We start from the raw sequence: 19,751 nt of genomic DNA on the forward strand, positions 1-19,751 counted from the left end.
TAAACTATTTCTCCGTTTCTTTCCCGGCCTCTTTCCAACCGATAAAGCCCTTGTCAAGGTCATAAACCTTATAGCCTTTCCGGCTCAAGATAGTAGCGGCTTTCTTACTGCGCTTTCCGCTGCGGCAATAAAGAGCTATCGGTTTATCCTTTTGAAGTGTAGAGTCTGCTATAACAGCAAACTGTTCGTCCAATACATTGATATTGATACTGCCCGGAATATGTTCTTCCGAATATTCGGCAACCGTGCGTACATCCAATCGCTGGATATCGGGATCAGCTATCAATGTTGCAAACTCATCCGTCGAAACGGATTCGAAATCCTCTCCTTTCTGCTGACAGGAAACGAGAGTGGAAAAGAACAGGCAAATACCTGCAAAAAACGCTTTCATAAGTTTACTCATTTTAGTCGGAATTGAAAATGTAATCAAAGTTATAACTTTTTCGTTTATGATGCCGGATATCGCGGAAAATATCTGCATAGTCTTCACTATACAACAAAAAAGAGGATGCTCGCTCAACCGGCATCCTCTTTCCTTTTGTTACCTCTACCACAGAGGCTCACTAACCATTATTATAAACAAATGCACACAATTAGAATTGGAACATCAAACGAGCTTGAAGCACGTGGAAATTCTTGTCATATTGGAATTTATCACGGTCAAGACGATTGTATGTGTAGCTCAACATCACTTGGGCAAACTTATTGAAAGAGTAGTTTACACCCAGAGTAGCGGAATGCATATTACCGCCGCCTACACTTAATGAAGTAGAAGGATAGTCTGCCAACAGTCCGTTAGGGTAGTATTGGTCACGTCCGGGAACATACTTTTCACCTTCAACGATATCATTCAATCCGGTATAGCTGTAACGTGCAACCACTTCAAGCGCTCTGCCATTCAAACCTTTCAACAAAGCATCAGAATTGCTGTACTGATACGGATCACCGAAGATTTTATAACCGGCTTCAATATAGGCGCCATGGAAAGAGTTCTCGCCGAGCGGATTACCTTTTTGCCATGATTCAAGTGTTCCCCAAGAATCGATAGAGCCCAAATTAGCCTCAAACAATGCCTGGTCGTCACGGTCTTTAGTAACATGTTTGTACATATACTCACCACGAGTAAAGAAATTATCTGTTTTGTATAAGAATTCAGCACCCACATCAAATACGTTTTTCGCCCACGGCAGTTGGGCTGACAAGAAGTCCTGAGTGGCGTCTACATAAGTTTCCAATGAAGAACCGATATTCAACTCTGTTTTCAATACGTTATTTTCTACTGTACCGGTAGCAATATTGGCATAGCGGAAAGCAGCTCCTACGTGGAATGTTCTGTCCTCGTTATTGATAGGACGCCATACCCAACGGCCACCGAATGACATACCTTGATAGCCTGCAGGCTGGTCATTGTACTTATTTTCCGCAAATACACCTTGATTGGCAAAGAAATGATCATTGTAGAAAATATAGCTCAACCCCAACTCACGGGATGGCGAGAAAGCGTTGGCGGCAGCCGAACGGGAAATGAAGTGCAAACTTCCGCGACTGGTATTGTTTGCCATTGATGCCGGATTGTTGTAGTAACCGGCTTTAAAGCGATGAGTGCCCTTTGCACCTTCCAACGAGTATTGCAGGAAAATATTCTTCTGTGAGAATTTACCCTTGGAAAAATCAAAATCCGCATAGAAGTACCAGTCTTCATAACTCATCGAGGTACGAATGCGTGCATCGGTAATAGCAGCTCCCGATTTCACCGGAGTGAAGTCCGAATGATAGTATGCACCGTCCATCATAAAACGTGCACCAATCGTAAAGTTCAAGTTTTCCTTGGCGTTGCTAACATTAACAACCGGCTTATTATCAAAGTCCTGAGCTTGGATTACCGATCCTGACAGTGACAATGCAGCCAATACCGGCATTAAAATATACTTTTTCATATAATATAATCTGTATTAGTGTTAATAAATTAATTAGTAACCAAGTCTTTTAAGTGTTTCAACCGCATCCGGAACCGTTTGAGGAGCCGGCGCTTTACGCAGACCATTGTCAATTAAGTATTTCAGACTCATTTCAGAACGGTTGGTAAACAAACCGTCACCATAGATACCATGCAGAACTTCATCATATTGTACGGTATTTCCCCAGTTATATTGGCCGAAATATTTTCCCATTTGCGCATAAGAGTCGAATGAGTACGGATGATTGAGCATTCCTGATTTCTTGATAAGATAAGCCTGCCACGGAGCATTCATTTCCGGATAGTCATTAGGAGCGCCTGCAATACAAGGACCGATAATATGAGCCTTATATTCCAAACCGAGATTAATGAAAGAAGCATAACCTTGAGGTGTGTCATATTTCAAGTCGGTAGCCCCATTACCTTCCCACAACAAGAAGCACATAGGTATCTTACCCTGGAACTCTTCTGCTGTACGACGAAGACTCTCAAGAGAGAATGTCTGAAGAATAACCTTACCGTTAGTATTACCTACATTAACTTTATTATTTTTATAGAAAGGTTCTCCGTCGCAAGGCTTGGTAATGATATTCCAGCCGAGTTCATCAAGTTTGTTATAAACGCGTTTTTCAAAATCCGAAGGGTTCAGCCATGACTCTTTAAATTCAATATAGACACCCGGACGGTTACCGGTATCCTGCGGGTCATCCACATACTCAAACTTATACGTCAAACAATCACGGGGTTTATCCGGATTCCAAGTACCGGTAACGGTGTATATACGCTCACCGTCGGCATCACGTGCCAGCATTTTCCCTTCAGCATAACGGATTTGGTCTTCAAGAGCCGAGATATACTGATGTTGTTCGGAAAAAGACTCACGAGCCTGTTCAATGCTTGTTTCGTTAAACCAACTACCGGCATCAAGAGCAAGTAATTCCTCATACATATAAGACATTGCATAGTAAGGACGGAAACTGGCTTTATCGGCTGCAACAAGCTTTTCAGCTTCTGCCTCACTCATTCCATGACGCATATAAAACGCCTTACGGGTTGCAGGTACCAGTTCGCTATATACGTTTTCAATGTTAGTGGTACGTTTCAGGTTATCATCGTGATTGGCAAGGATAACACCGTCCTTTGTACACTGAAGGTCGGATTCAAGATAGTCCGCACCCATCTCGCGTGCCCAGCGCCAGGCAGACTCTGTTTCTTCCGGGGCCCAGAAAGTAGAGCCACGATGCGCCATTACAGCATAATCGGGTACATAGTCGCGCACTTTTGCCATTTCGGCAGAGATTGTGTTTACTTCAACACGTGTTGCATCATTATTCACATCTGTAAAATCTTGGTCTTCACAGGAAGTGAAAGCTACTAAGGCCATACCTAACAAGGTTGCGCTTAATTTGATTGGATTCTTCAACATAGTTTAATTTTTAAGGTAAATACTGGTTTAAAGTCATTCTATATTATCTTAAAAAGATTATTTTTTGTTTCTTTCTGCAAGCAATGCTTTCTCGTCTTTATAAGTGAAAGACATCAATAAAATGGACAAGGCGCAGGCAATAAGCAGGAGTATGAAAGTCCAGTCCCAGCCTGCCATTTCGGCTACATAACCGAGAACCACATTGGCAAGGATGGCGGTTCCGAAGAAGTACCCGAAGAACCCGGTAAGTCCGGCAGCCGTACCGGCGGCATTCTTGGGAGCAAGGTCGAGCGCTTGAACACCGATCAGCATTACCGGACCGTAGATGAAGAAACCGATAGCAATCAGAGACAAGGTTACAATTACATAGTTATCGGAGAAATGCCAGTAAAGGAAAATAAACACAGCAACAATAGCCATGAAGATGATAGTAGTCATGGCGCGTCCGCCCTTAAATACCTTGTCGCTTAACCAGCCGCAAACCAATGTTCCGGGTATTGCCGCAAATTCATAAGCAAAATATGCCCAACCGGCTTGCTTGATATCATATCCTTGAGCTTCTTTCAGGAAAGTAGGAGCCCAATCGAGACATCCGTAACGTACCATGTAGACAAATGCATTAGCGATAGCGATGTACCAAAGCATCTTGTTATTGAATACATGCTTAAAGAAGATTTCTTTTGCCGTAAGCACTTCCTCCTGCTTCTCGCTATAATTCTTGGGATAATCATTACGATACTTCTCAATGGAAGGAAGTCCGCAAGATTGAGGAGTGTCACGTATCAGACAGTATGCCACTAATGCCACAAGGATAGCCACTGCCGCCGGGAATACATACGTACCGATGAGGAAGTAACGGGATGAGTCAGCGCCATAGAACCAGGAACCAAACCACAATGCGCCATAAACAGCCATCGGACCAACCAATGCACCGCCCACATTATGAGCGCAGTTCCAGATGGACATCATCGTTCCGCGTTCGGTCACCGAGAACCAGTGAGTCATGACACGTCCGCAAGGAGGCCAGCCCATACCGTTAAACCAACCTACCAGGAAGTTTAAAGCAGCCATTACGATAATAGCCAGTGATTTCTGTTCCGGACCGAAGAACTGCACCGGTACAATCATAAACATCATGGAGACAGCAGCCAAAATCAATCCTAACGGAAGGAATACGCGTGCATTACTGCGGTCGGACACGCTTCCCATCAAGAATTTGGACAAAGCGTAAGCCACGGCATTCATAGAAAGAACGATACTCAACTCGCCCTTTTCAAAACCAAACTGAGCAAGCTCCGGAATGGCCATCGAGAAGTTTTTACGCACGATATAAAAACCTGCGTAACCGATAAATATACCCAGGAAGACTTGCCAACGATAACTTTTATACGTCGAATCAATCTTCTCTGCCGGTAATTCCTGCTTATGAGCAGGTGGTGCTAAAAAATTCCACATAGTACTAAGATTTTAAGAATAATATTATTTGTTACTATTTAGTTTGCTGGTTTCTTCTAAGTCCAGAGCTTCTGCAAGTATCGAAATCGGGTGTTTTACTTTTGCCGGAGTGGACATCTCGATCTGCCATTTACAAGTTTCGCAATCGGTAGCGACAAAATCGGCCGCCACTTCTTCTATCTGACGGAACAGTGAAGCGCCTATTCCCTGTGATGTTTCATAGTTTTCCTTTTTAAAACCGTATGTACCTGCGATTCCACAACATTGGGAATTAAGTACGATGAGATTTACATTGGGAATACTGCGCAGCAAAGCGATGGAATAATACGCCCAACCGAGTTTTTCCATGTGGCAAGGCGTATGATAGGCTATCTTCATCTTTACATCATCACGGAATTTCAGTTTTACATTTCCCTCTTCGAGCAAGCGGAAAATGAAGCGGGTAGCCAATTCTATGCTGTCGCGTACATCTGCATTATCAATTCCAAGCAAATGCGGATATTCATCCCTCATTGTAAAAATACAAGTCGACGAAGCCCCGACTACCGGACGCTTATCTTCAAAAATCGACTTACGGACAGAGCGGAGATTTGCTTCAGCTTGCTTGCGCGCCTGATTTATCAAACCGTTGGAAATCAAAGCCACTCCGCAGCATTTCTCTTTTTCAAGCAAATGCACTCCATAGCCTATTGCGTTGAGCACACTCACCATATCTTTACCCAACCGGGGGAAATTATAATTGATGTAGCAACCGTGGAAGAAACTTACATGCTTCCCGTAGTTATCCTGCGAAGCCATCGCATTCTTTTTGAACCAGCTCTCGAATGTCTGGGAAGAATACTTCGGAAATACACGATGATGGTCTATTTTCAAGACTCCGTCCATTACCATTTTCACCGGTTTCAGAGACAATGTGGTATTCACTACGGGAGCAAAGGCAGACGCCATAGTACCTACGAAATCCGTATTTGCCAGCATAATATCGCGCAACGCCGGTTTCTTCTTGCTATATTTGATACGTGCCAACTGAATGATGTCGCCAATCTTCACATTCGAAGGACAAGCCACTTCACAACGTTTACAATTCAAGCAATATTTCAGCGCTTCATCAAAGTATTCGCCTCTTTTCAAGCGAAGACGCTCTTCGTCCGGACCGGCCTGCTTCGGACCGGGATATTTAGGATTCACCGGGATAACCGGACAATATACCGTACAAACCGTACATTTGATACATTGCTCAAAATTGTTTTCGCTTATATTATTCTGCTGCATATTCATGACATCATCCTTTTATTAAGTTATCCGCTACATATAATGCCGTAAGCATGGAAATACCGGCACCGCAACCTTCATGTATTGTATTGGACCCGCTCAACACCGACCCAATGGCAAACAGATTCCGTTGCGCATCACCCTTAATCTTTATCCGTAACTTATCATCGGTAGCTACACCGAATGTCATATAATTCTGTTTATTGAAGAAAGCCTTGTCATACCAACTGTCACGTCCGGGAGTGAAATCGACATCACTGCCGAAAACTGGTTCGATAACGCTATCCGGCTGCGCAACCAATCCGTTGCTGAAATAGCTGCCCGAAGCAAGGATAAAGTTTTCCGCCACAAATGAAATGTCTCCATGATTGACAGAGTATACCGCCTGCACTTTATTACCGCTGAAATCAGCTTTCACTACCGTATCACCCAACATATAAACTCCTCCCAACTCTTCAAAAGAACGGCGGAGTTGTTGCTGCGCGCGAATACCCGGAACGGAAGGCGGCATTGTAGGAATCAGCCACACCGGAATATCCAACGATTCTTTCAGCTTCTTTACCGACGCTGCGGACGACAATCCGAATACGGCCGGCAAAGCAACGATGTCGAAGCCGGATATCTTTCCGGTCAACTCCAGAATCAAAGCTTCAAGCGTTTTTTCATTCTCCAATACTCTGGCAATGTTGGTAGAACGCATTTCCGTCGGACTGATCCGTAATCTTTCCAGTTCCGGAAGATTAATAGAGGAAATCCGGCATTCGGCGCCATACTTCTCAAAGCTGTCGGCAACAAACTTCGTGTTGAAATCAAGGAATCCGGCCATATTGACTACCAGAATCTTCTTACCGGCTATATCATTTGCCGAGGAAAGCGGCGTAAAATCAGAGAATGTCAGCCACGTCGGTTTCAACGTACCCATCGGAGTTATGCGTAAATGATTATGCTCGGCATCACCGTTCACTTCAATGCCGCAATCGAGGAACTGCTGCTTTGCTTCACGAACGTAGTAGGCAAAATTATCGCCCAACTTAGCGTATGGATGGTTCGCACTAATCTTGTCAGCCGCAGCCACAGGATTGTCCACCTTTGTCCCGTCAGCAAGCTCGTTAAGCAAATCAAATGAACCGGAAGAAAAATGCAACGCACTTTGCCCGGTGGAAACGATAGCACATTTCACGCCATTCTTCTGCAAACGGATTCCACACGTCAGACCGGCAAGTCCCCCACCTATTATTAAAGTATCAAATTTCATCTCTATTCATTTTATTCCATTCCACAAACTCCACTGTATACCCACTGGGTATATTCACTTTCACGCAATGCTTCGCCCCATGCCACAGGATACAATCCTTTCCAGCGTTCGTTCAGGAACGAAGCCAGGTCATTCTTCGCTTTTTGAGAACAATTATGCGCCTCACCCAACAATCCTGCCGCACGACAAGCGCAGAGTTCTCCCTGACAGGTTCCCATACCGACGCGTGTGCGACGACGCAAGTCTATCAGATTATGCACATCAAGTTCGTTTACAGCATAGTTTACCTCACCTACGGTCACATCTTCACATTCGCAAACCAGACTGTTGTCATACTTGCTTTCCGACGCAATCCTGGCGGCCATTTCACCGTGACGTCCGACCGAAGAACGTTTGGGTTGATCCGTCGTCACTTGTTTACCGTCAGACCGCCCCTCTTCCAAACGCGAACCGGGAAGGGGTTCATTCATCGTAGTACAAGGCTTGTCAATGCCAAGTTTCTTGCAAGCCAGATTCGTAGCCCATTCCGCCATCAGTCGATAAGTCATCAGCTTTCCGCCGGTAATAGTTACAAAGCCCGCAACACCATCACGTATCTCATGATCCAGCAACACGATGCCACGGCTGATGTTACGCCCGGAAGGGTCGTTATCGGCGGCCACCAACGGACGAACGCCGGCGTATGCGCGCAAAATACGAGTTGTAGCCAAAGCAGGAGCCAACTTCTCCCCCTCCGACAACAACAAATCAACCTCTTCCGACGTAACCCGCACATCATCCACCTCATCAAAGCCCACGCGACTGGATGTCGTTCCAATCAGGCAGATCGTATCTCCAGGAACAAGAATATCTGCATTGGCAGGCTTGCGGCAACGGTTAAGCACAACATTATTGATTCGATGCCCAAAAATCAATAATGAGCCTTTTGCAGGGAACATGTCCACCCTTATGCCTGCTTTTGCAGCAATGCCATGTCCCCAAATACCTCCCGCATTAATAGTCAGAGGTGCGTAATAATTATGTTCTGTTTTCGTTTTATGATTAAATACAGTGACTCCGACGATACTTCCCCGGTCCTGAATCAATGCTGTCACTTCATGATAAACCAGTACTTTCGCACCGTGAGCTTTGGCATCAATAACATTTGCCAGAGTCAGTCTGAAAGGGTCTATCGAACCGTCAGGCACTTTCACCGCTCCTGTTATGGCAGGATTAACAGAAGGTTCTATCAATCTCGCCTCGGCAGGGTCTATCACTTGCGCATTGATACCTGCGGCCCGACACGATTCCACAAATAAGTTTTGATACGAAAGGTCGTCTTCCGGAAGAGAGATGAACAAGCCGCCGTTTTCTTCTACACAATGGCGCGCTATCTTCCGAAGAATCATATTCTCCTTGATACATTCGGCAGCCGATTCCCTATCAGTCACCGCATAACGGGCGCCACTATGAAGCAATCCGTGGTTTCGCCCGGTGGCACCAGCAGCAAAATCAAAGCGTTCTACAAGCAAAACACGCATTCCACGTAAGGAACAATCTCTTGCCGTACCCGCTCCGGTCGCACCTCCACCAATAATAATGATGTCAAATTCGTTAATTTCGCCATTAAGTACCATGTCTCTTATAATATTAGTTAACGTCGTTTGATTTCAAGATTAGGATAACAGCGCTTTTGCTTTCTTATCAAAACGACTTAGGTTTCATTTCGCAACAAATATAAATTCTATTTTTATAATAACGAAACATTTCCTTTGTTTTTTTACTGAAAAGCAGAAAAAAAAATCTTCAGATAGGAAGTTTTATATAAAAAAGCAACAACAAGACTTACGTTTCAAAAGAAAAGATAACAGAACTACTGTTTTATAATTTCTTAGCATCATGAGTTTTCCCATACTGTTTTTTTCAAGTATATTAGCGCATTAAATACGATTTTCAAGCTTATTATGACAAAAGAAGAGAGACAATCTATCATATTAGAATTGTTGATACAGCATAATTCGATTCTGGTAACGGACTTAGCCACACACCTTAACGTTTCGTCAGTTACGATACGCAAGGACTTAACCGATCTCGAAAGAGAAAAGAAACTATACCGAAATCACGGAAAAGCGATTTTAATAGACCCCTATATCGACAACAGGAATGTTAGCGAGAAGGAAAAGCTGTATGTCGAGGAGAAGAGACTGATCGGAATGAAAGCCGCAAGCCTCATCGCTCCCAAAGATTCTATACTTATAGCATCGGGAACAACCATGCACGCACTCGCGCGCAGCATAGTTCCGGTGGACGAATTGACCGTCATTACCGCTTCCATGGAAGTATCGAATATCCTGGCAAGCGAAAAGAACATATATATCATCCAACTGGGCGGTATATTACGGCATAGCAGCCTGTCCGTAGTAGGAAAATATGCAGAGAATATATTGGCGGATTTCTCGTGCAGCAAGTTATTCATCGGTGTAGACGGTATCGACCTCGATTTCGGTATCACCACCACCAACATGATGGAAGCAAGTCTTAACCGCGTCATGATGCAAACCGCCCAGAAAACGATTGTGCTTGCAGATTCTTCCAAATTCGGGCGGCGCGGTTTCAGCAAGATTTCCGACATGGAGGATGTCGACCATATCATCACCGACTCCCGCATCCCCCCTTCCACCGCTTTACGCTTAGAGGAGATGGGCATCGAACTGACAATTGCCGATGCCGGTTATCACAATAACATGTAAAAAGAAAACAGGTGCTATAAAGTCCTTATGACACCTGTTTCATATCTATTTATAATGTATATGAAATCAATTCCCCTCTACATGAAGCCCCGTTTCATCCAGGACATAGGTTTTGAAGCTATCGGAATAAGTATAAATACTGAAATAAACATCCACGCCCTGCACACCTTCAGTCATATATTGTTTTAAGGGAACGGACAGATAGGCACGCTTACCGTAATCTTGCACATCGCTACTCACATCGTGATATAAAGTCAACCGCACTTTGGCACGTCCGCTATCTTCATCTATCGAAACTCCATCCTCTACAAAATGAAAAAGATGTTTGCCCTGCTGCTTCACCTCTAAAACAACATTCAGATAATCATATCCCAACCAAATACTCCGTATTTCAGAAGGTTCCGTTTTCACTCCCCCTTCAAATTCACCGGCAGTCAGAGGCAGGGGAGAAATCGTTTGCAACAGAGCATACAGTTTTACGCCTGAAACCCGACCGTCACCGGCGACCGACGTCTCATAATTGGCGACAATACGAACGGATGCATCCGCGTTCGTACGCAGGCCTGACGCATCCTCAAGAATTTGAAACGTCTCGCCTTCATCGGTCAACACCGACTCCAACCGTCCGTCCGCTCCGGAAAACGCAGTCATAAAATCCTGCTTCACGGAAGGATAATGATAGTCATCATCGCCGCATGATACCGACAGGCACGACACAACGGCGACAAACAGGCCACAGCAGTACTTTTTCATACCCACTTACTACACACTGTTACGATTCCTCTTTACGCAATCAATCGACAAGCCCTTACTTGGTCGCAGCCAAATAATTCGTCAACGGATTGGCATACATCAGCAACAACTTCTCACGCAAGAAATCCACATCCTTGTCAGGAATAGTGATACGCTCCAGCTGACCGTCAATATAACTTGTAAAGCGCTTCTTATCCTCTGCCGTATAATGTTCGACAAACTCCTCGGCATTGTGCAGCAAGTCGTGAGCCACATAATTATTGGCAAAAATACGATAGTTGGCATGAATACGCTTATCAATCAAAGCGGATATGGCAACGAACAACTCCGGTTTCGGCAATGTTCTGTCCAATTCGCCCAAATCTTCATTGATACAAGATGCCATACGGAAACATACACGGCCTTTGTATCCCAGAAGTCCGGTCTGCATGTTCAGCAAGTCGTCATCCGTGGTTTTCTTAAAGTCGGGTATATCACGCTTCAGCTGGAATTCCTGCGCTTTCAGATAGTCGCAAGGATCATATTCGTACGAAATGGAAAGCGGAACAATATTCAGTTCCTGAAGATTGGTGATGATGTCTCCGTCGCCGCCCATCGCCAACATTTTCAAAACGCTATCCTGCGTGATGTCATTAGAGTCCTTGGCACGTCCCTCGCGTTGGGCTATCCAGATGGACTGCTTCTTTTCCGCAATCGTGTAGTGCATATAACGCGACATACGAATGGACGACTCCAACATCTGGCGCATGGTAAGCGCGCGCTGCACGGTGAAGCATTTATTGATACGCACCAATTTCTTAATCCAGGGATAAATCAGCAGATTATCACCGATAGCGATTTCTACGGTATCCAACCCCTGCTCCACCAGAAGAACAGACAAGAAACCGGAGTCGAGAATGATGTCCCTGTGATTGGACACATAGGTATAGGCAGACTGCTTGTTCAACACAGCCATACTTTCCAGTATCAGTCCGTCTGTAGTATCTTTGGCTAATTTATGCAAGATGCCGTAGCAAAGGTTTTCCTGGAACTCCTGCTTGGTCTTGCTCGCGCGCATTTTCTGCGCGATAGCCTCAAAAGGAACACCCGGCATAACGGCGCAAGCCACTTGTTGGAAGGCCGGGTCAGCAATTAATTCCTCAAAAATCTGAGGTAGTTCTTCGTCATGATAAGGGCGGATTTCTTCAAATTCCATGATATGCAATTTTAAATTTTAAACAATAAGCATTTGGTTTCAAGACTAATAAACGGGCATCTAATAGTCGGTTGATACCTAATAGTTAATATCTAAAATTGGTTTTCTATTATATCTGTCATTACATCTTTAATATCCAGGTTCGCCGCACGTACCTGCTGCGGGATAAAACTGGTAGCGGTCATACCCGGAGTAGTGTTTACTTCCAGCAGATTTATTTTTTCTCCTTCGGTAATGATATAGTCTACGCGGATAATTCCGGAAGCTCCGAGGATATCATAAATGGCGGAAGTAAGTTTCTGCACGCGGTCGCGCAGTTCATCGGGAATGCGTGCCGGAGTTATTTCGTCCGACTCACCGTTATATTTGGCTTTATAGTCAAAATACTCATTATGCGATACTACTTCCGTAATAGGGAACACCACAGACTTTTCTTTGGTCTTGTAGCAACCGCAAGTAATCTCCATACCTTCCATAAAAGCCTCCACCAAGACTTCTTTCGCTTCGGCGAAAGCCTTTGCAATGGCAGGTTGTATCTGCTCTTTCGTATTTACCTTCGTCACCCCGAAGCTGGAACCGCCCAGACTGGGCTTGATGAAACAAGGCAAGCCTATCTTCCCAATCACATCTTCGTCGGAAACAGACTGCCCCTGGCGAAGCAGCAAAGAGTCGGCGATACGCACACCGAATGTTTTCAGATATTGATTGCAGGCAAACTTATCATACGTCAGTGCGGCCGCAAGCACTCCGCAACAGGAATAAGGTATATGAAGCATATCGAAATATCCCTGCAAACGCCCGTCCTCACCCGGAGTTCCGTGAATGGTAATATATGCAAAATCGAATACAACCTTCGCGCCGCTCAGCCGGAAACTGAAATCATTACGGTCTACCGGAGCTTTCGTACCGTCGGGAAGCTGCACGTGCCAGTCCGGCCCCTGCATCTCTACTATATATAATGTGTACCTCTCCTTGTCGATGAAGGAGTAGATTCCTTGTGCACTACGCAGGGAAACTTCGAATTCGGAAGTGTCTCCTCCGCATACAATAGCAATTGTGCGTTTCATTCTAATTCTCTATTACTAATATAGCCTCTCCACTTATCAATCAGCCGACTCATATCATCCGGCAACTCCGAGGTAAAGTACATTTCCTCCCCGGTGACGGGATGTACGAACCCCAGCGTCATGGCATGAAGCGCCTGCCGCGGACAAGTATCAAAGCAATTGTTTACAAACTGTTTGTATTTGGCAAAATGGGTCCCTTTCAGAATCTCATGGCCGCCATAGCGTTCATCATTAAAGAGGATATGTCCGATATGCTTCATGTGCACACGGATTTGATGGGTACGGCCTGTTTCGAGGATACACTCCACAAGCGTCACATAGCCCAGGCGTTCCAGCACACGATAATGGGTAACGGCATGCTTACCCTGGTCATCGGGCAGAACGGTCATCTGCATACGGTCTTTAGGATTACGCCCCACATTACCGATGATTGTACCTTCGTCTTGTTCCACATTTCCCCAGACGAGGGCACGGTAACGGCGTTTGGTGGTTTTATTGAAGAATTGCAGACCGAGATTGGTCTTGGCATCCGGTGTTTTGGCAATCACCAGCAAACCGGACGTATCTTTGTCGATACGGTGCACAAGCCCCACATGCGGGTCGTTGGCATCGTAATCGGGAATATCTTTCATGTGCCAGGCGATGGCATTGACGAGCGTACCGTGATAATTCCCGTGCCCGGGATGTACCACCAGCCCCGCCGGCTTATTGACAACCATCAGGTACTTGTCTTCATACACTATATCCAGGGGAATATCTTCGGGGATAACCTCGTTTTCGTAACGGGGACGGTCCATCATCACCGTTATCACGTCCAAAGGTTTCACTTTGTAACTGCTCTTGACCGGCTTATCGTTCGCCATCACAAATCCGGCATCGGCGGCTTTCTGTATACGGTTACGCGAAGCATTGGTCAGACGGTCGAACAAATATTTGTCCACACGCATCATCTCCTGCCCTTTATCCACTACCACGCGGAAGTGCTCATAAAGCTGCGACTCATCACCGACAGGTTCTATATCGTCCAGTACATCATTTTCTATGTCGTCCGGTAACTCTTCGATCATCGTTTGTCCTTTTTAAGAATTAAAGACAGCTTCATTCCCGTACACCTACCTGCGTTAAATTCAAAACCAAGACTCATCGGCCGCAGAACCTTCGGAACCAACCGGTTCCTGAGTCTCCGTTCCGTTATTCGCGGACAAAGAATCGCTTTCCAGTACCTCTCTGTCACCATTGCCCACCATCAAAGTCAGCGTTGCGCCCATAGGCACTTTTTCATCGATGGCGAGCATGCGCCCCTGATACTTCACGCCATATACCCAGTCCTTTTCACCTGCCATGTATTCGATGTCGTTCAGCTTGAAGCCCGAAGCCAGAATGCGCGCTTCGGCCTGACGCAAGGAACTGTTATCCGCCACATCGGGAACAGCCTGCAAAGGTATATTGATGGCGTTGATTGTCAAATAAATGATGCGGCCTTCTTTCACCTTTTGTCCGGCGGCCGGATTATAATCCAAAATGCAGCCGGCAGGTTTGTCCTTGACGTAAGTGGAATCGGAAACGACACAGGCCAGCCCCCGGTTACCGAACACCGTTCCGGCTTCCGCTACCGTCATGCCCTTCACATCAGGTACTACCACAGCCTCACCGTGGCGGGTATATATATCTATTCCTTTTAAAGTTCCGAACAGCAACAAGGCTACCACAACAATCATTGCCATGACGTTTATCCAGAAGTATTTGTTCTGCCGGAAAGAAAAAAATTCCTTTATAGTCATAATCACTACAATTTGGTGCAAAGATAATGCAAACAGAGAGCAGAATAAAAGAACTTGTTCATTTTTTATGCCGAGGTGCGGTTTATCTTCGCTTTTGTTGCAAAGATAATGCAATTTAGGCGCATTGCAATGATGTTTTCTTGAAAGTTTCACAAAAGAAAAGCCGCAAAACACTGTCACCAGTCCTTTGCGGCTTTCTTATTTCTCTATCAAAAGGAATGACTTACGCCTTCACTCCGTTGTATTCGTCAGAAACAGTCAGTTTCTTTCTGCCTTTGGCACGACGTGCGGCCAATACTCTACGACCATTAGCTGTAGCCATTCTCTCACGGAATCCGTGTTTGTTTTTTCTCTTTCTGTTAGAAGGTTGAAATGTTCTTTTCATTACTGTATCTTGTTTTATGTTATTATTCTACGTAATCGGGCTGCAAAAATAGAGACTTTTTCTAAAATAACCAAGAGATAACTCATTTTATCTCAAAACTTTTTGTGTTTTTTACCGATTTCCATTACTTTTGCACCCGCAAATCAAGGGAAACATCTTAATAACATAATAATAATAAAGACTATAAAAGTATGATTAATGCCCAAGACATTAAAAACGGAACTTGCATCCGCATGGACGGCAAACTGTATTTCTGCATCGAATTCCTGCATGTAAAACCGGGAAAAGGTAATACTTTCATGCGTACCAAGCTGAAAGATGTAGTCAACGGCTATGTTCTTGAACGTCGCTTCAACATTGGCGAAAAGCTGGAAGACGTACGCGTAGAGCGTCGTCCCCATCAATATCTCTATCATGACGGTGACAACTATCAGTTTATGAACCAGGAAACTTTCGACCAAATTCCTATCGCTCACGACTTGATTAACGGCGTAGACTTCCTGTTGGAAGGAATGGTTGTAGACGTGGTATCCGACGCTTCTACCGAAACGGTTCTGTATGCCGACGTACCTGTGAAGATTCAGCAGAAGATTACATACACCGAACCGGGATTGAAAGGCGATACAGCTACCAACACCCTGAAACCCGCAACAGTAGAATCAGGCGCGACAGTACGCGTACCGTTGTTCATCAACGAAGGCGAAACCATCGAAATCGATACTCGTGACGGTTCTTACGTAGGTCGCGTAAAAGTATAAAACTCCTTCTTTAAATAGTTGGAAGCCTGTCGGGACAGTTCGCCCCGACAGGCTTTTTCTTTTTACAGCACATGGCGATAAAAACGCCGCCACGAACCGAGCAATGTAAGGCCATAACCGACATGCCTGAGGAATGCCGGAACCGGAATTTGTCGTGTCCATCGGATTTAGTTCCTAATAACGGTATTCGCAGGATTTATGCATTCCCATCGGATTTATCAGTATCTTTAATACTACATGCTAATTCGTTAGACAGCCGTTGCCCGTTCGTTAGACAGCTGTCTAACGAACGGGCAACAGTTGTTGAACGAAAGAATGACATCCGTCTGACGAATTATGACTGACGATGCTGCCTCTTGTTATTTATTGTACCATCCCCTATCTATCACCAAATAAAAGCGTATCTTTGCAACATCAACTTCCGCAACCCGATAAAGAAAAAGACACAGAGATATGCGATACTCCGTTATCATCCCCGTATACAACCGCCCCGATGAAGTGGACGAACTCCTGCAAAGCCTTACCCGGCAAAGCTTTAAGGATTTTGAAGTCATCATTGCAGAGGACGGCTCTTCCGTTCCTTGCAAGGACATCGCAGACCGTTATCAGAACATGCTGGATATCCATTATTATGCCAAACCCAATTCCGGGCCGGGGCAAACGCGCAATTACGGCGCCGAACGCAGCCGGGGGGAATACCTGATTATACTCGACTCCGACTGCATCCTTCCCGAAGGCTATTTTGCGGCGGTGGAAGAAGAGTTGCGGAAAGCCCCCGCCGACGCTTTTGGCGGACCGGACCGGGCGCATGCATCGTTTACCGATATACAGAAAGCCATCAACTACTCCATGACTTCGTTCTTCACTACCGGCGGCATCCGCGGCGGGAAGAAGAAGATGGACAAGTTCTATCCGCGAAGCTTCAATATGGGCGTACGCCGTGAGGTTTACGAAACGCTCGGCGGCTTTTCACGGATGCGTTTCGGAGAAGACATCGATTTCAGCATCCGCATCTTCAAAGGCGGATATCAATGCAGGCTATTTCCCGGAGCATGGGTATATCATAAACGGCGGACGGACTTGAAGAAGTTCTTCAAGCAGGTACACAACTCCGGCATTGCCCGCATCAACCTCTACAAGAAATATCCCGAATCTCTAAAAATAGTTCACCTGCTGCCGGCCGTATTCACATTAGGAGTAGCCGTACTGCTGGCAGGCGCGCTCTTCTGTCCGTACAGCCTGCTTCCGATCGCATTGTATGCATTACTTGTCTGCACGGATTCCGCTATCCGGAACAAGAGCCTGCGCATCGGCATCTATTCCATCGCCGCATCTTTCATCCAGCTTATCGGATACGGAACCGGTTTCTGGCGTGCCTGGTGGAACCGCTGCATACTCGGTAAAGACGAGTTTGAGGCATTCAAGAAGAACTTTTATAAATAACGGGCAGTGAAGGAGCTGCAGGCGGTAAGAAGAAAAGGCATGGAGAAATTAACAATCAACCGGTGGGCAGCCGAAGACCGTCCGCGGGAGAAAATGATGCTGAAAGGCGCGGAAGCCCTGAGCGACGCAGAGCTGCTGGCCATACTTATCGGCTCGGGAAACACCGAAGAGAGCGCCGTAGCACTGATGCAGCGGACACTTGCCTGCTGCAACAACGACCTGAACCAATTAGGGAAATGGGAAGTACGCGACTTCTCCCGCTTCAAAGGTCTCGGACCCGCCAAAAGCATCGCCATCATGGCCGCCCTCGAACTGGGTAAACGCAGAAGACAGCAAGAGCATCCGGAACGCGCCGTGATACACTCGTCCAACGACATCTACGAAATCTTCCATCCGCTGTTGTGCGACCTCACCATAGAAGAGTTCTGGGTGCTCCTGCTCAACCAGGCTTCCCGTGTCATCGATAAGGTACGAATCAGCCGGGGCGGCATCGACCAAACCAGCGCCGATGTAAGAAGCATCCTGCGCGAAGCATTGCTGCAACGCGCTACACAGATTGCGCTGATACACAACCATCCTTCGGGAAACCCGCATCCCAGCATGAATGACCGCCGGCTGACGCAGTTCATACAGAAAGGCGCGCAAACCATGAACATCCGCCTGATTGACCACGTTATAGTCACAGACGGCAGATATTACAGTTTTAATGACGAAGGAGCGCTGTAATGTAGTGTGTACATTCTTTGTAGTTTCAATTAAAATCTTTAGATTTGCTTCGCTAAACCAACAAACCGTACGAATATGACCAAATTTGAAATAGAAGAGAAAATAGTTGCCATGCTGAAAACCGTATTCGACCCGGAGATTCCGGTAAACGTGTACGACCTGGGGCTCATCTACAAAATAGATGTTGCCGACAGCGGCGACGCAACCATCGACATGACCCTGACGGCTCCCAACTGCCCCGCCGCAGACTTCATCATGGAGGATGTCCGCCAGAAGATAGAATCGATAGACGGAGTGAATTCCGCCACCATCAACCTGGTATTCGAACCCGAATGGGACAAGGACATGATGAGCGAAGAAGCCAAACTGGAATTGGGTTTTCTCTAACGAATAATGGAACTGTGTATAAATGAAGAACGTATATTTCCTATCAGACGCACACCTGGGTTCACGGGCCATCGAGCACGGACGGACACAGGAACGACGGTTAGTCAACTTCCTCGACAGTATCAAACATAAGGCGGCTGCCGTATATTTGCTGGGCGACATGTTCGACTTCTGGTACGAATTCCGCACGGTCGTGCCCAAAGGTTACACCCGCTTTCTCGGCAAGTTGTCCGAACTGACGGATATGGGCGTGGAAGTGCACTTCTTCACCGGCAATCACGACATCTGGTGCGGAGATTATCTGACTAAAGAATGCGGGATCATCATTCACCGCGAGCCTCTCACTACGGAAATCTACGGAAAAGAATTCTACCTGGCCCATGGCGACGGACTGGGCGATCCGGATAAAAAATTCAAGCTGCTGCGTACCATGTTCCACAGCCGTACGCTTCAAACTCTGTTCTCCGCCCTGCATCCCCGTTGGAGCGTAGAGCTCGGACTGACGTGGGCCAAGCACAGCCGTCTGAAAAGAATAGACGGGAAAGAGCCCGACTACATGGGCGAGAACAATGAACATCTGGTACTCTATACCAAAGATTACCTGAAAAGCCACCCGAACATCAACTTCTTCATCTACGGTCACCGGCACATCGAATTGGATTTGATGTTGAGCGCCACCGCCCGTGTCCTTATCCTCGGCGACTGGATAAATTATTTCTCTTATGCCGTATTCGACGGTGAGAACCTTTTCCTGGAGGAGTTTATCGAAGGAGAGACCAAACTATAACCATCCATCTCAACTTTCAAGAATCGTTTATTCTTATAAATGATTACGAAAAAGGACAAAAAGCCGGAACTTTTTGCCCGGTATCTTGTAGTATCATCATAACCATTAAAAAACAAAAGCGTTATGGATGATATGATTTACAGAAACGATTCGATTGCCGAAGAGAACATAGACCCGAACGGCCGCCCGGCAGAGAATAAATTTGAAGAATGGAGCGAGGAAGTTTCCGAACGGACAGACCTCGGCTATAAAGAGCAAAAAGTAAAATCCGCCAAAGAACGGAAAAAGCTCATTAAAGAAATGGATGAGATCATCAAAAAAGAAATAGAATGAAAATAGGGTGTCAATCATAGTTTTGACACCCTATTTCTATTA

General features: G+C 45.8%; 20 protein-coding genes. 7 read left to right on the top strand and 13 right to left on the bottom strand.

The genetic code is table 11. From position 1 onward, the window contains the following. Positions 1–4: 4 nt before the first annotated feature. The 7 genes from BUB52_RS13495 to glpA all read right to left on the bottom strand — a co-directional run bounded on the left by BUB52_RS13495 (position 5) and on the right by glpA (position 8,981). Complete coding sequence (locus tag BUB52_RS13495) at positions 5–391, bottom strand: rhodanese-like domain-containing protein (protein WP_174263178.1); 387 nt, start codon at positions 389–391, stop codon at positions 5–7. A gap of 202 nt (positions 392–593) precedes the next feature. Then, positions 594–1,937, bottom strand: coding sequence for a porin (locus BUB52_RS13500; protein ID WP_009121854.1), 1,344 nt, complete (start codon positions 1,935–1,937; stop codon positions 594–596). A 33-nt stretch (positions 1,938–1,970) separates the two neighbouring features. Beyond that, positions 1,971–3,383 (bottom strand): glycerophosphodiester phosphodiesterase family protein, encoded by a 1,413-nt coding sequence (locus tag BUB52_RS13505; RefSeq protein ID WP_009121853.1) that lies wholly within the window; start codon positions 3,381–3,383, stop codon positions 1,971–1,973. Between the two features lie 57 nt (positions 3,384–3,440). Continuing rightward, positions 3,441–4,838 carry a phosphoglycerate transporter protein PgtP gene (gene pgtP / locus BUB52_RS13510; RefSeq protein ID WP_073212676.1) on the bottom strand — a complete coding sequence of 466 codons (1,398 nt, stop codon included), beginning with the start codon at positions 4,836–4,838 and terminating at the stop codon, positions 3,441–3,443. Positions 4,839–4,862: 24 nt separating this feature from the next. Beyond that, positions 4,863–6,116: an anaerobic glycerol-3-phosphate dehydrogenase subunit GlpC gene (gene glpC, locus BUB52_RS13515; protein ID WP_009121851.1), complete on the bottom strand. Its 1,254-nt coding sequence runs from the start codon at positions 6,114–6,116 to the stop codon at positions 4,863–4,865. A gap of 4 nt (positions 6,117–6,120) precedes the next feature. Next, positions 6,121–7,365, bottom strand: a complete 1,245-nt coding sequence (gene glpB, locus BUB52_RS13520) for a glycerol-3-phosphate dehydrogenase subunit GlpB (RefSeq protein WP_009121850.1) — start codon at positions 7,363–7,365, stop codon at positions 6,121–6,123. Positions 7,366–7,376: 11 nt separating this feature from the next. Next, the gene (gene glpA / locus BUB52_RS13525) at positions 7,377–8,981 is read right to left on the bottom strand and encodes an anaerobic glycerol-3-phosphate dehydrogenase subunit A (RefSeq protein WP_009121849.1); all 1,605 of its coding nucleotides are present in this window, start codon (positions 8,979–8,981) and stop codon (positions 7,377–7,379) included. 327 nt (positions 8,982–9,308) lie between these two features. Between glpA and BUB52_RS13530 the strand changes: the two genes are divergently transcribed. Next, positions 9,309–10,094 (top strand): DeoR/GlpR family DNA-binding transcription regulator, encoded by a 786-nt coding sequence (locus BUB52_RS13530; protein WP_009121848.1) that lies wholly within the window; start codon positions 9,309–9,311, stop codon positions 10,092–10,094. A gap of 66 nt (positions 10,095–10,160) precedes the next feature. Here the strand turns inward: BUB52_RS13530 and BUB52_RS13535 are convergent, their stop codons facing one another. From BUB52_RS13535 to rpmH, 6 genes are all read right to left on the bottom strand, one after another. Continuing rightward, a complete protein-coding gene (locus BUB52_RS13535) occupies positions 10,161–10,847 on the bottom strand; it encodes a NigD1/NigD2 family lipoprotein (RefSeq protein WP_039950720.1) in 687 nt (228 codons plus the stop codon). 55 nt (positions 10,848–10,902) lie between these two features. Continuing rightward, positions 10,903–12,042: a 1-acyl-sn-glycerol-3-phosphate acyltransferase gene (locus tag BUB52_RS13540; protein ID WP_009121846.1), complete on the bottom strand. Its 1,140-nt coding sequence runs from the start codon at positions 12,040–12,042 to the stop codon at positions 10,903–10,905. A 92-nt stretch (positions 12,043–12,134) separates the two neighbouring features. Beyond that, positions 12,135–13,109, bottom strand: a complete 975-nt coding sequence (locus tag BUB52_RS13545) for a D-alanine--D-alanine ligase (RefSeq protein WP_009121845.1) — start codon at positions 13,107–13,109, stop codon at positions 12,135–12,137. Beyond that, positions 13,106–14,176 carry an RluA family pseudouridine synthase gene (locus BUB52_RS13550; RefSeq protein ID WP_009121844.1) on the bottom strand — a complete coding sequence of 357 codons (1,071 nt, stop codon included), beginning with the start codon at positions 14,174–14,176 and terminating at the stop codon, positions 13,106–13,108. Before BUB52_RS13550 ends, BUB52_RS13545 begins: the two co-directional genes overlap by 4 nt. A 60-nt stretch (positions 14,177–14,236) precedes the next feature. Beyond that, complete coding sequence (locus tag BUB52_RS13555; protein WP_009121843.1) at positions 14,237–14,890, bottom strand: PASTA domain-containing protein; 654 nt, start codon at positions 14,888–14,890, stop codon at positions 14,237–14,239. 223 nt (positions 14,891–15,113) lie between these two features. Further along, a complete protein-coding gene (rpmH, locus tag BUB52_RS13560) occupies positions 15,114–15,275 on the bottom strand; it encodes a 50S ribosomal protein L34 (RefSeq protein ID WP_004292199.1) in 162 nt (53 codons plus the stop codon). A gap of 191 nt (positions 15,276–15,466) precedes the next feature. On the opposite strand from rpmH, the gene efp reads away from it, so the two are divergent. The 6 genes from efp to BUB52_RS13590 all read left to right on the top strand — a co-directional run bounded on the left by efp (position 15,467) and on the right by BUB52_RS13590 (position 19,709). After that, positions 15,467–16,033, top strand: a complete 567-nt coding sequence (efp, locus tag BUB52_RS13565; RefSeq protein WP_009121842.1) for an elongation factor P — start codon at positions 15,467–15,469, stop codon at positions 16,031–16,033. Positions 16,034–16,486: 453 nt separating this feature from the next. Then, entirely contained in the window at positions 16,487–17,476 is a 990-nt protein-coding gene (locus tag BUB52_RS13570) for a glycosyltransferase family 2 protein (protein WP_009121841.1), read from the top strand. A 39-nt stretch (positions 17,477–17,515) separates the two neighbouring features. After that, the gene (gene radC, locus BUB52_RS13575; protein WP_039950718.1) at positions 17,516–18,202 is read left to right on the top strand and encodes a RadC family protein; all 687 of its coding nucleotides are present in this window, start codon (positions 17,516–17,518) and stop codon (positions 18,200–18,202) included. A gap of 75 nt (positions 18,203–18,277) precedes the next feature. Then, complete coding sequence (locus tag BUB52_RS13580; protein ID WP_009121839.1) at positions 18,278–18,589, top strand: metal-sulfur cluster assembly factor; 312 nt, start codon at positions 18,278–18,280, stop codon at positions 18,587–18,589. A gap of 22 nt (positions 18,590–18,611) precedes the next feature. Further along, positions 18,612–19,376, top strand: coding sequence for a UDP-2,3-diacylglucosamine diphosphatase (locus BUB52_RS13585; protein ID WP_009121838.1), 765 nt, complete (start codon positions 18,612–18,614; stop codon positions 19,374–19,376). Positions 19,377–19,499: 123 nt separating this feature from the next. Further along, the gene (locus BUB52_RS13590; RefSeq protein WP_009121837.1) at positions 19,500–19,709 is read left to right on the top strand and encodes a hypothetical protein; all 210 of its coding nucleotides are present in this window, start codon (positions 19,500–19,502) and stop codon (positions 19,707–19,709) included. The last annotated feature ends 42 nt before the right edge of the window (positions 19,710–19,751 follow it).

The organism is Bacteroides clarus YIT 12056, assembly GCF_900129655.1.
GTDB lineage: Bacteria > Bacteroidota > Bacteroidia > Bacteroidales > Bacteroidaceae > Bacteroides > Bacteroides clarus.

What these genes read in the sequence shown, in the direction of transcription:
- BUB52_RS13550 (WP_009121844.1), bottom strand. Translation starts at nt 14,176, where the DNA reads ATGATCGAAGAGTTACCGGACGACATAGAAAATGATGTACTGGACGAT.
- glpC (WP_009121851.1), bottom strand. Translation starts at nt 6,116, where the DNA reads ATGAATATGCAGCAGAATAATATAAGCGAAAACAATTTTGAGCAATGT.
- BUB52_RS13500 (WP_009121854.1), bottom strand. Translation starts at nt 1,937, where the DNA reads ATGAAAAAGTATATTTTAATGCCGGTATTGGCTGCATTGTCACTGTCA.
- pgtP (WP_073212676.1), bottom strand. Translation starts at nt 4,838, where the DNA reads ATGTGGAATTTTTTAGCACCACCTGCTCATAAGCAGGAATTACCGGCA.
- glpA (WP_009121849.1), bottom strand. Translation starts at nt 8,981, where the DNA reads ATGGTACTTAATGGCGAAATTAACGAATTTGACATCATTATTATTGGT.
- BUB52_RS13535 (WP_039950720.1), bottom strand. Translation starts at nt 10,847, where the DNA reads ATGAAAAAGTACTGCTGTGGCCTGTTTGTCGCCGTTGTGTCGTGCCTG.
- BUB52_RS13495 (WP_174263178.1), bottom strand. Translation starts at nt 391, where the DNA reads ATGAAAGCGTTTTTTGCAGGTATTTGCCTGTTCTTTTCCACTCTCGTT.
- BUB52_RS13570 (WP_009121841.1), top strand. Translation starts at nt 16,487, where the DNA reads ATGCGATACTCCGTTATCATCCCCGTATACAACCGCCCCGATGAAGTG.
- BUB52_RS13585 (WP_009121838.1), top strand. Translation starts at nt 18,612, where the DNA reads ATGAAGAACGTATATTTCCTATCAGACGCACACCTGGGTTCACGGGCC.
- BUB52_RS13580 (WP_009121839.1), top strand. Translation starts at nt 18,278, where the DNA reads ATGACCAAATTTGAAATAGAAGAGAAAATAGTTGCCATGCTGAAAACC.
- efp (WP_009121842.1), top strand. Translation starts at nt 15,467, where the DNA reads ATGATTAATGCCCAAGACATTAAAAACGGAACTTGCATCCGCATGGAC.
- BUB52_RS13590 (WP_009121837.1), top strand. Translation starts at nt 19,500, where the DNA reads ATGGATGATATGATTTACAGAAACGATTCGATTGCCGAAGAGAACATA.
- BUB52_RS13530 (WP_009121848.1), top strand. Translation starts at nt 9,309, where the DNA reads ATGACAAAAGAAGAGAGACAATCTATCATATTAGAATTGTTGATACAG.
- rpmH (WP_004292199.1), bottom strand. Translation starts at nt 15,275, where the DNA reads ATGAAAAGAACATTTCAACCTTCTAACAGAAAGAGAAAAAACAAACAC.
- glpB (WP_009121850.1), bottom strand. Translation starts at nt 7,365, where the DNA reads ATGAAATTTGATACTTTAATAATAGGTGGGGGACTTGCCGGTCTGACG.
- BUB52_RS13545 (WP_009121845.1), bottom strand. Translation starts at nt 13,109, where the DNA reads ATGAAACGCACAATTGCTATTGTATGCGGAGGAGACACTTCCGAATTC.
- BUB52_RS13555 (WP_009121843.1), bottom strand. Translation starts at nt 14,890, where the DNA reads ATGACTATAAAGGAATTTTTTTCTTTCCGGCAGAACAAATACTTCTGG.
- radC (WP_039950718.1), top strand. Translation starts at nt 17,516, where the DNA reads ATGGAGAAATTAACAATCAACCGGTGGGCAGCCGAAGACCGTCCGCGG.
- BUB52_RS13505 (WP_009121853.1), bottom strand. Translation starts at nt 3,383, where the DNA reads ATGTTGAAGAATCCAATCAAATTAAGCGCAACCTTGTTAGGTATGGCC.
- BUB52_RS13540 (WP_009121846.1), bottom strand. Translation starts at nt 12,042, where the DNA reads ATGGAATTTGAAGAAATCCGCCCTTATCATGACGAAGAACTACCTCAG.